Below are 7,022 nucleotides of genomic sequence, written 5' to 3'. Positions count from 1 at the left end.
AACGCGACCACGAGGCCGAGCGGCACGGCCAGATAATAGGCGTAGCGCTGCTCGAGGCAGAGCGGACAGGGGCGGATATCCAGTACGAGCTGGAAGAACCAGGCGCCCGCCAGCGTCGCCGCGGCGACGGCCGCAATCGCCAGCGCCGCGGCGGCCGCCGGATTGGCAGCAAGGCGCACGGGCGAGGAATGGGCAGCTTCTGATGTCACGGATGCTCTCCGGAGCATAATTCATGCTCAAATAGGCAACAGCGTCCTATCCCGCCACACCTGGAGTGTCGAGGCGCGCCACAATCACATCCGCGCGGGTTGACCCGCGCAGGCCGCCCGCTATATTCCGCCCGCTTCGCCGCACCGGGCTTCTGCCCCGCGACCGAAGGCCCCTGTGGCGGAACTGGTAGACGCGCTCGACTCAAAATCGAGTTCCGCAAGGAGTGCTGGTTCGATTCCGGCCAGGGGCACCAATCGGGCGTCCGCCCTCGTCCGGCAACGTTCATTTTTTTCAATAAAATTCGACCAGCCCCTAGTTCATCCGAAACGGTGACAGACGGCACGTTGCCAAGATGCAGTTCTGCGCGTGCCAACCATTGTTAGGAGGCTCGCAGCGCGTTCGTTAGTGCAGACAGCGCAGCCGGCTGATGCTGGCGACTGGGGTAATACATGAAGAATCCGGGAATTGGCGGCGTCCAGTCCTCCAGCACACGAATAAGGCGACGCTTCGCAACATACTCTGCGACCTGCTCTTCGAATGCGAGTCCTAGGCCGGCGCCAGCGAGTGCCGCCTGAATCACGAGGTGGGTATCATCGATTATAAGCGGACCATTCACACCGACCGTGACCGCCTTTCGTCCTTTCTCGAATTCCCACCGATAAGGACCGCCCGGAAGACGCAGGCCTATGCATCGATGATCATTTAGATCCTTGGGCTTCCGCGGAATGCTTCGTGATGAAAAATAGCCAGGCGATCCGATCACCGCCAATCGCAGCTCCTGGGTGACCCGTACTGCGATCATGTCCTTTTGAATGTACTCACCGAGTTGAATACCGGCGTCGAACTCGCCCGCAACGAGGTCTACAGGGCCAGTGACAGTAACAACGTCAAGAACGATGTCAGGGTAGGCTTCCGCGAATGCCGTGAGCCGCGGCAACAATACCATCACAGCAGCCGACCGGGACATTACAATTCGAAGGCGCCCTGCAGGTCGGTGCCGAACGCTTCGGGCTTCATCGATAGCACGAGCAATTTGCTCAAGTGCCGGAGCCAATTCTTTCAAGAGAGCTGCCCCTGCAGCGGTTGGTGCGACGCTCTTGGTTGTTCGAGCAAGAAGCTGCAACTCGAGCCGCTGCTCAAGTCCCCGGATCGTGTGGCTCAGAGCAGACTGAGACACACCAATCTTTGCCGCAGCCCGCGTAAAGCTTCGTTCTCTGGCGACGATTGCAAACGCAGCGAGTTCGTTCAGCTCGTTTCTCATGATTTATGAATACCATTCATAACCCCACCTTGTCTAACGCGGCTGGTTTCATAAGCCACTTTGTCCTAGGTTTGGGCAACAAGGAGACTTGAGGCAATTTTCCGCGGGTTTTGGCCGGCTTGGCGCTCGGCACAGGTAGCTGGGGCTATGAGCTGTTCGTTGTAACAACTTGGGACGGATATACCCGGCAATTTCAGTCTTTATCTGAAGAGCGCAACTTAAAGTTCACGGGGACTTTTTGGGAGAGCAAAATGGATCGACGAGCATTTTTGAGCCGATCTGCCAGCGTGACTTTTGGAGCTACGCTCGTCAGCGCTCCTGGTTTGATGCTTGGAGACCGGACTTTCAGCCATGCGCAGTCTCCTCCCGTTCCAAATAACAACCTTATGGATAGCAAGCTTATGGATACCGATGCTCGTGCCTTGCGCTCTTTAGCGCAGACCTATTTCGACGGTGCCTATGAAATGGATGCTGACAAATTTGCGTCCATATTTCACCCCTCGAGTTCCGTGACCAAGGTCGGCGACGACGGCAACGTGAGCGTGACGCCAATTGCGACGTGGCTAGCAGCCGTCCGCAATTTGAAAGCTCCGAAACAACAGGGCCTGGAACGCCACGATCAGATCCTATCGATAGACGTTGATGGAGAGCTCGCGCTTGTGAAGTTGAAATTGCAGATTCCGCCACGTTACTTCACGGACCTGTTGTCATGCTTGAAGGTCAACGGAACCTGGAAGATCGCTCAGAAAGTGATGACTTCGAAAACCTAACGGCTCAGTGCTACTTTACAAAATTCCGTCACACGCTTAGCAGGTTGGCCGTGGAAGTTCTGTCACAAGGCGCCAATACCTTCGGCTGCGCTTCGGGATCGTGGAAGATTTGGTCACTCTCTGACGGATATGTCGACCTGCCCGCAGAATCCCTCAGGCATCCCAACAACAAAATGTGTAGGCAGGCCGAATCGCCACAGCAGGACGATTCGCTGGTTCGATTGTCGGTCAACTGCTTCCTATTCGACCGCTCCGGCATCGACCGTGTTTTGATTGATTGTGGAGCGGGTGGGAGTTGGGACCCGTCCATGGGTCACCTCGTGGAGGCGATGGCGGAGGCAGGCGTCGAAACGTCATCGATCACTGTGATCGCCCTCACTCACGCTCATGGCGACCACATCAATGGTCTCCTAATGCCTGACGGTCGACGAGCATTTAACAGCCTGAGGAAGATTATGATAGGGCAAGACGCCGTTGAGGAGTTTCTTGCCGAGCCAGAGCTGGAGGAGTTTCGTCCTCTCCTTGCCCCAATTAACGGAGGAGACCGGCTGGCCGATCATTTACTGGCGGTGGCTATACCTGGGCATGCTCGGGGCCATATGGGTTATCTCCTCAACACTGACGAGGAAGATGTCTTATTCTGCGGCGACCTGATCCACGTTCCTGCTGCACAGTTTGCCCGTCCCGAGCTTACTTGGGCCTATGACGATGACGATTCCATAGCGAGGGCTAGCCGGATCAAGTTGCTTCAAGGTGCAGCGGATACACATATTTGGCTAGCCGGCGCTCACCTAGGTCGACCAGGTATCGGTAGAGTAGTTGAAGAGGGGGAAGGATTTGCATTTATTCCGGCCGCGAAGCCGCTAACTACCGAATTATCTTGATACTGGTGCGTTTGCGCAGCCGCGTGATCGTCAAGACGGTGCAAGACCACCGAGACCGACATTCGGTTCGAGTCGCGATCTGACCATGATAGCCCTTTCACTTAGCTGACGCGTGGCAGGGCGGCGCCCGCTGCGTGGTCGATGACGTAACGCCAGGTGCCATCGGACTGGCGGCGGACCAACTCAGCTGAGCTGCCGGACGCCACGATGAAGCCGTCCTGGGTGCGCAGTTCCCAATCCGCGCGCAGCAGAGCAACTTCACTGTGCTGGACGCAAAAGTTATTGCGCGACGTCATTGTCCCTGGCGCTTGCAGCAGTCGCTGCAACTCACCGGCGATCGCGTCGAGCCCTATCAGACTTCGCTCGCTTCCATCCACGCGCAGGACGGCATCCACCTCGTAAAGCGCGAGCAGATTGTCTATGTTACGGCTGTTGAAGGCTTGAGCGAATGCCTCATTCATCTGGGCTGGCTCAGTCACGGTCATGTCTCATCTCCTCGTTGTTGGAGAAGAGAAGCACGCCCCTTCAGTGCTAACCAAACGGGAAGGAACTGCATTGTCATCTGCTGCGCTACGATTAGAACTCGACAATCCGCAACCGCGTCGCCCGGCAGATTGCCCGGTCGAGGATTGGCTGGCCTTCCTGGGCCACCGGTGGAACGCACTTGTGCTCTGGCACCTGAAGGACGGTCCGAAACGGCACGGAGAGCTGGCGGAGCTTCTACCGGGCGTATCTCCGAAGGTGCTTTCTGAGCGTCTGGATGGGCTTGAAAATCGAGGCTTGGTGCTGCGCTCCCCAACCGCCGCGTTCCCACGGCGCGTGACCTACTCGCTCTCGCTCAGGGGCACCGAGCTCCTAGGCATCCTCGATCGGCTTGAGCTTTGGTCACGCCGGCATGATCGAGCGGCTGCTCGGTCGCATGAACACGCAAGCCGACGGAGTTAGCGTAGAAACGTGATCGCCCCGCACATCCGAAGCTTGGCCTCATGCATTACGGTGACACTGCCACCGTAATCGGGTTCGGGTGTGAACAACGCCGCTACCCGTAGCCGCCGGGAGAATGTGGTCACGAATAAGATCCACGTAGCGGAGACGCGGAGATGATCAGAATTGGCTCAATCGTAATCCATTGCCATGAGTTTGAGCGCATGGTCGCATTTTGGCAGGAGGCTTTGCAATATATTCCGCGAGCGCCTGCGAGCGGCGGCTGGATTGTCCTTTGTGATCCTGAAGGCCGTGGGCCCAATATATCGTTTCAGGCTCGCGATCGCCGCGGCTGGAGGAGAAGCTGGCTGCACTTGGACCTTTATACCGAGCACCAGCGGGAAGAAGTTCATCGCTTGCTGACGATCGGAGCGAAACAGTATCCGTGGCGGTATCCGCAAAATGCTGATTACGTGGTATTACAGGATCCGGACGGCAATCTTTTCTGTGTGGTGCAAAAGCCGAATGGCAAGCGTGAGGGAGAATCAGCTTGACTGCCGCGGAGCTTGCCCGCGAGCGGGTTGATCCTACGGACCTCGGGGTTTGGGCCAACGGGTTGGCATTACGGTGACGCTGACACCGTAATGCGATGATAGTATCGCGCAGGCTCGGAGCCGCGATGGCAAGGCGCCGGAGAATCTATTTCCATCATCGTCCCGCCACCATCCGTTCAACCTCTATATCAGGCACATCCGAACGCCTTGCCTCACCCCTCCCGGTACCAGCTCGCGAGCTGCCACAGATCGTTGTCCCAGCCCGAGATATGCGCGGTCAGCTTGTTGCCGAGCGCCGCGACCCGGGCCCGGGAGACGATGGGCTGGATGTAATTGTCTGTCACGACGAGGTCGTTGAGCTTGACGAACAGCGCCGCGCGCTTCACCGCGTCGAGCTCCTGTTCGGCCTGCTTGTAGATCTCGTCGTATTCCTTGCTTTGCCACCGCGAGACATTGCGCCCCTGCCACTTGTTTTCCTTGTTCGCCACCTGCCACGACGTGTACTGGTTCATGAAGAACTGCGGATCGGCCTGCGGCATGGTGGTGTTGTACATCTGCGCGTCGCAATAGAAATGTGTGTAGGTGTCGGGGTTGGCGGCGTCGGAGGAGAAGAACACCGATCCCACCACCGACTTCAGCTCGACGTCGATGCCCGCTTTCTGGCACGCCTGCTTGACGATGGCCTGGGTCTTCTGCCTGGGCGCGTTGATCGAGGTCTGGAACACGAACTTCAGCGGCTTGCCGTCCTTGGCGCGAATACCGTCGCCGCCCTTTTTCCAGCCGGCCGCCTCGAGGATCTGGTTGGCCTTCTCGACGTTGAATTCGAATTTGGTGTTTTTCGACCGGAAGCGTTCCGGGTTGTTGAGGAAGTTCGCGGTGGCCCGCGCCGTGCGGCCATAGATGAATTTCTCGATCGACGCGCGATCGATCAGGAGATTGACGGCCTGGCGCACGGCCGGATCGGTGAACAGCGGATGCCTGGTCTTTATGCTGGCGCGCTCGCCGTCGACCTCGACCGCGGGATCGGTCGAGTTGAGCTGCATGAATTCGACATTGCCTGACGGGGTGATGTTCACCCTGCCCTTTCCAGCGGCTTCCAGCTTCAGCAGGATGTCCTCTTCGACCAGCATGTTCCAGGCATAGTCGTATTCGCCGGTCTGCAGCACCGCGCGCGCCGCCGACACCGCGTCGCCGCCGCCCTTGACCTCCACCTCATCGAACTGCGGCCGGTTGGCGACGTGGTAGTTGGGATTGATCTTGCCGCGGAGCATGTCGCCCGGCTTGAAATCCACGAACAGATAAGGGCCGGTGCCGACCGGCTTCAGATTGTGCGGCGCCTCGCGCGACCTGGCGCCGACGTAATCCTTGAACAGATGCTTTGGGATGATCATGCCGTAGTTGCCGACAAAGGCATCGGCCCAGAACGGCGTCGGCTTGGCAAAGGTGAGGCGGACGGTGAAGTCGTCGATCTTCTCGACCGTGATGTCCTTATAGTTGGCAATCGAGACCGCCGCGGTCTCCGGCGTTTTGGCATATTCCCAGGTGAAGACGACATCATCGGCCGTGAACGGCATGCCGTCGTGCCATCTGACGCCGCGTTTCAGCTTCCAGACCACCGAGCGGCCGTCTTCGGCCAATCCATGATTCTCCTTGCTCGGAATCTCGGCGGCGAGGATCGGAACCAGATTGCCGTCGCCATCCCATCCCGCCAGCGGCTCGTAAAAGATCCGGCAGCCTTCCTGGTCCTTGGTGCCGACCGCGAAATGGGGATTGAGCAGGGTTATGGCCTGCCAATACATCAGTTTCAGCACGCCGCCGCCGCCGGCCTTGGTCGGCTTGTAGGGAAGCGCGGTCGCAGCCATCGCGACCCCCGACTGGCTCAGCATCATCCCGGCCATCGGCGCCGTCAGGCCAATGGCGATCATTCGCTGGACAAAGGCGCGCCGCGACAGCCGGCCGGTCTTGACGTCTGCAATCAGGTCTCGAAGTTCCCGTTCTTTCATGGGGCCCGCTCCTTAACTGGATGTCTCGTCACGCTCGATGCGGGAAATGGATCAGGTCAGCGCGAACCTGTCAAAGCAGGATCCGGGCCTTCCGGTCACGCCAAGTCCAAACGAGGCAGGAAGACGTGGCTTCAGCCGGCAATGAGAATTACGGTGGCAGTGCACACAATTGAAACGTCACGCCCTCGCGGGCATCGGCCGCGAACTAAGTGCACTATCGCTGTAATTCAGCCGGCCGACGGGCGTATGGCGATTGCTTTCGCTCGTGCGCCATTCTGCGCGCAGAAGGAAACGATTTTCGGCTGGGAATTCCAATTGCTTTTGCGCGGGGTGTCGCCAGCAATAATTCTGTTGCGCAACGACTACCCGGCGCAATCACTTTGACTGCGCCGAACAAGCCGGCACCGATCTCCGCC

9 protein-coding genes and 1 tRNA gene are annotated in these 7,022 nt (G+C 58.5%); 6 read left to right on the top strand and 4 right to left on the bottom strand.

Going from position 1 to position 7,022, the window contains the following annotated elements:
• Window positions 1-227 (bottom strand): disulfide bond formation protein B (locus CP49_RS08685; protein WP_156438196.1); only part of this gene is annotated, 227 nt, incomplete at its 3' end.
• Window positions 228-378: 151 nt separating this feature from the next.
• On the opposite strand from CP49_RS08685, the gene CP49_RS08680 reads away from it, so the two are divergent.
• Window positions 379-463 (top strand) — tRNA-Leu (locus CP49_RS08680).
• A 126-nt stretch (window positions 464-589) separates the two neighbouring features.
• Here CP49_RS08680 and CP49_RS08675 read toward each other — a convergent pair.
• Window positions 590-1,471 (bottom strand): LysR substrate-binding domain-containing protein, encoded by an 882-nt coding sequence (locus CP49_RS08675; RefSeq protein ID WP_057849855.1) that lies wholly within the window; start codon window positions 1,469-1,471, stop codon window positions 590-592.
• A gap of 119 nt (window positions 1,472-1,590) precedes the next feature.
• On the opposite strand from CP49_RS08675, the gene CP49_RS47075 reads away from it, so the two are divergent.
• Window positions 1,591-2,241 carry a nuclear transport factor 2 family protein gene (locus CP49_RS47075; RefSeq protein WP_245310611.1) on the top strand — a complete coding sequence of 217 codons (651 nt, stop codon included), beginning with the start codon at window positions 1,591-1,593 and terminating at the stop codon, window positions 2,239-2,241.
• 50 nt (window positions 2,242-2,291) lie between these two features.
• Entirely contained in the window at window positions 2,292-3,125 is an 834-nt protein-coding gene (locus CP49_RS08665; RefSeq protein ID WP_063791654.1) for an MBL fold metallo-hydrolase, read from the top strand.
• A 101-nt stretch (window positions 3,126-3,226) separates the two neighbouring features.
• Here the strand turns inward: CP49_RS08665 and CP49_RS08660 are convergent, their stop codons facing one another.
• On the bottom strand, window positions 3,227-3,610 hold the full coding sequence (locus tag CP49_RS08660) for a YybH family protein (RefSeq protein WP_245310609.1): 384 nt from the start codon (window positions 3,608-3,610) through the stop codon (window positions 3,227-3,229).
• On the opposite strand from CP49_RS08660, the gene CP49_RS42475 reads away from it, so the two are divergent.
• Window positions 3,609-4,070 (top strand): winged helix-turn-helix transcriptional regulator, encoded by a 462-nt coding sequence (locus tag CP49_RS42475; RefSeq protein ID WP_082645926.1) that lies wholly within the window; start codon window positions 3,609-3,611, stop codon window positions 4,068-4,070. The genes CP49_RS08660 and CP49_RS42475 overlap by 2 nt on opposite strands.
• Window positions 4,071-4,225: 155 nt before the next feature.
• Entirely contained in the window at window positions 4,226-4,603 is a 378-nt protein-coding gene (locus tag CP49_RS42470; protein ID WP_082645925.1) for a VOC family protein, read from the top strand.
• 212 nt (window positions 4,604-4,815) lie between these two features.
• Here CP49_RS42470 and CP49_RS08650 read toward each other — a convergent pair whose 3' ends face one another.
• A complete protein-coding gene (locus tag CP49_RS08650) occupies window positions 4,816-6,606 on the bottom strand; it encodes a peptide ABC transporter substrate-binding protein (RefSeq protein WP_057849852.1) in 1,791 nt (596 codons plus the stop codon).
• A 246-nt stretch (window positions 6,607-6,852) separates the two neighbouring features.
• On the opposite strand from CP49_RS08650, the gene CP49_RS46670 reads away from it, so the two are divergent.
• Window positions 6,853-6,990 (top strand): hypothetical protein, encoded by a 138-nt coding sequence (locus CP49_RS46670; RefSeq protein ID WP_210183100.1) that lies wholly within the window; start codon window positions 6,853-6,855, stop codon window positions 6,988-6,990.
• Window positions 6,991-7,022: the final 32 nt, after the last annotated feature.

This window comes from Bradyrhizobium valentinum, assembly GCF_001440405.1.
Classification (GTDB): Bacteria; Pseudomonadota; Alphaproteobacteria; order Rhizobiales; family Xanthobacteraceae; genus Bradyrhizobium; species Bradyrhizobium valentinum.
Note: the sequence above shows the minus strand (reverse complement) of the source record. Positions and strands in the feature narration are given on the sequence as shown.

Coding starts and splice junctions, on each gene's coding strand:
- CP49_RS08675 (WP_057849855.1), bottom strand. CDS start 1,471: ATGAGAAACGAGCTGAACGAACTCGCTGCGTTTGCAATCGTCGCCAGA.
- CP49_RS42475 (WP_082645926.1), top strand. CDS start 3,609: ATGTCTCATCTCCTCGTTGTTGGAGAAGAGAAGCACGCCCCTTCAGTG.
- CP49_RS08660 (WP_245310609.1), bottom strand. CDS start 3,610: ATGACCGTGACTGAGCCAGCCCAGATGAATGAGGCATTCGCTCAAGCC.
- CP49_RS42470 (WP_082645925.1), top strand. CDS start 4,226: ATGATCAGAATTGGCTCAATCGTAATCCATTGCCATGAGTTTGAGCGC.
- CP49_RS08650 (WP_057849852.1), bottom strand. CDS start 6,606: ATGAAAGAACGGGAACTTCGAGACCTGATTGCAGACGTCAAGACCGGC.
- CP49_RS46670 (WP_210183100.1), top strand. CDS start 6,853: ATGGCGATTGCTTTCGCTCGTGCGCCATTCTGCGCGCAGAAGGAAACG.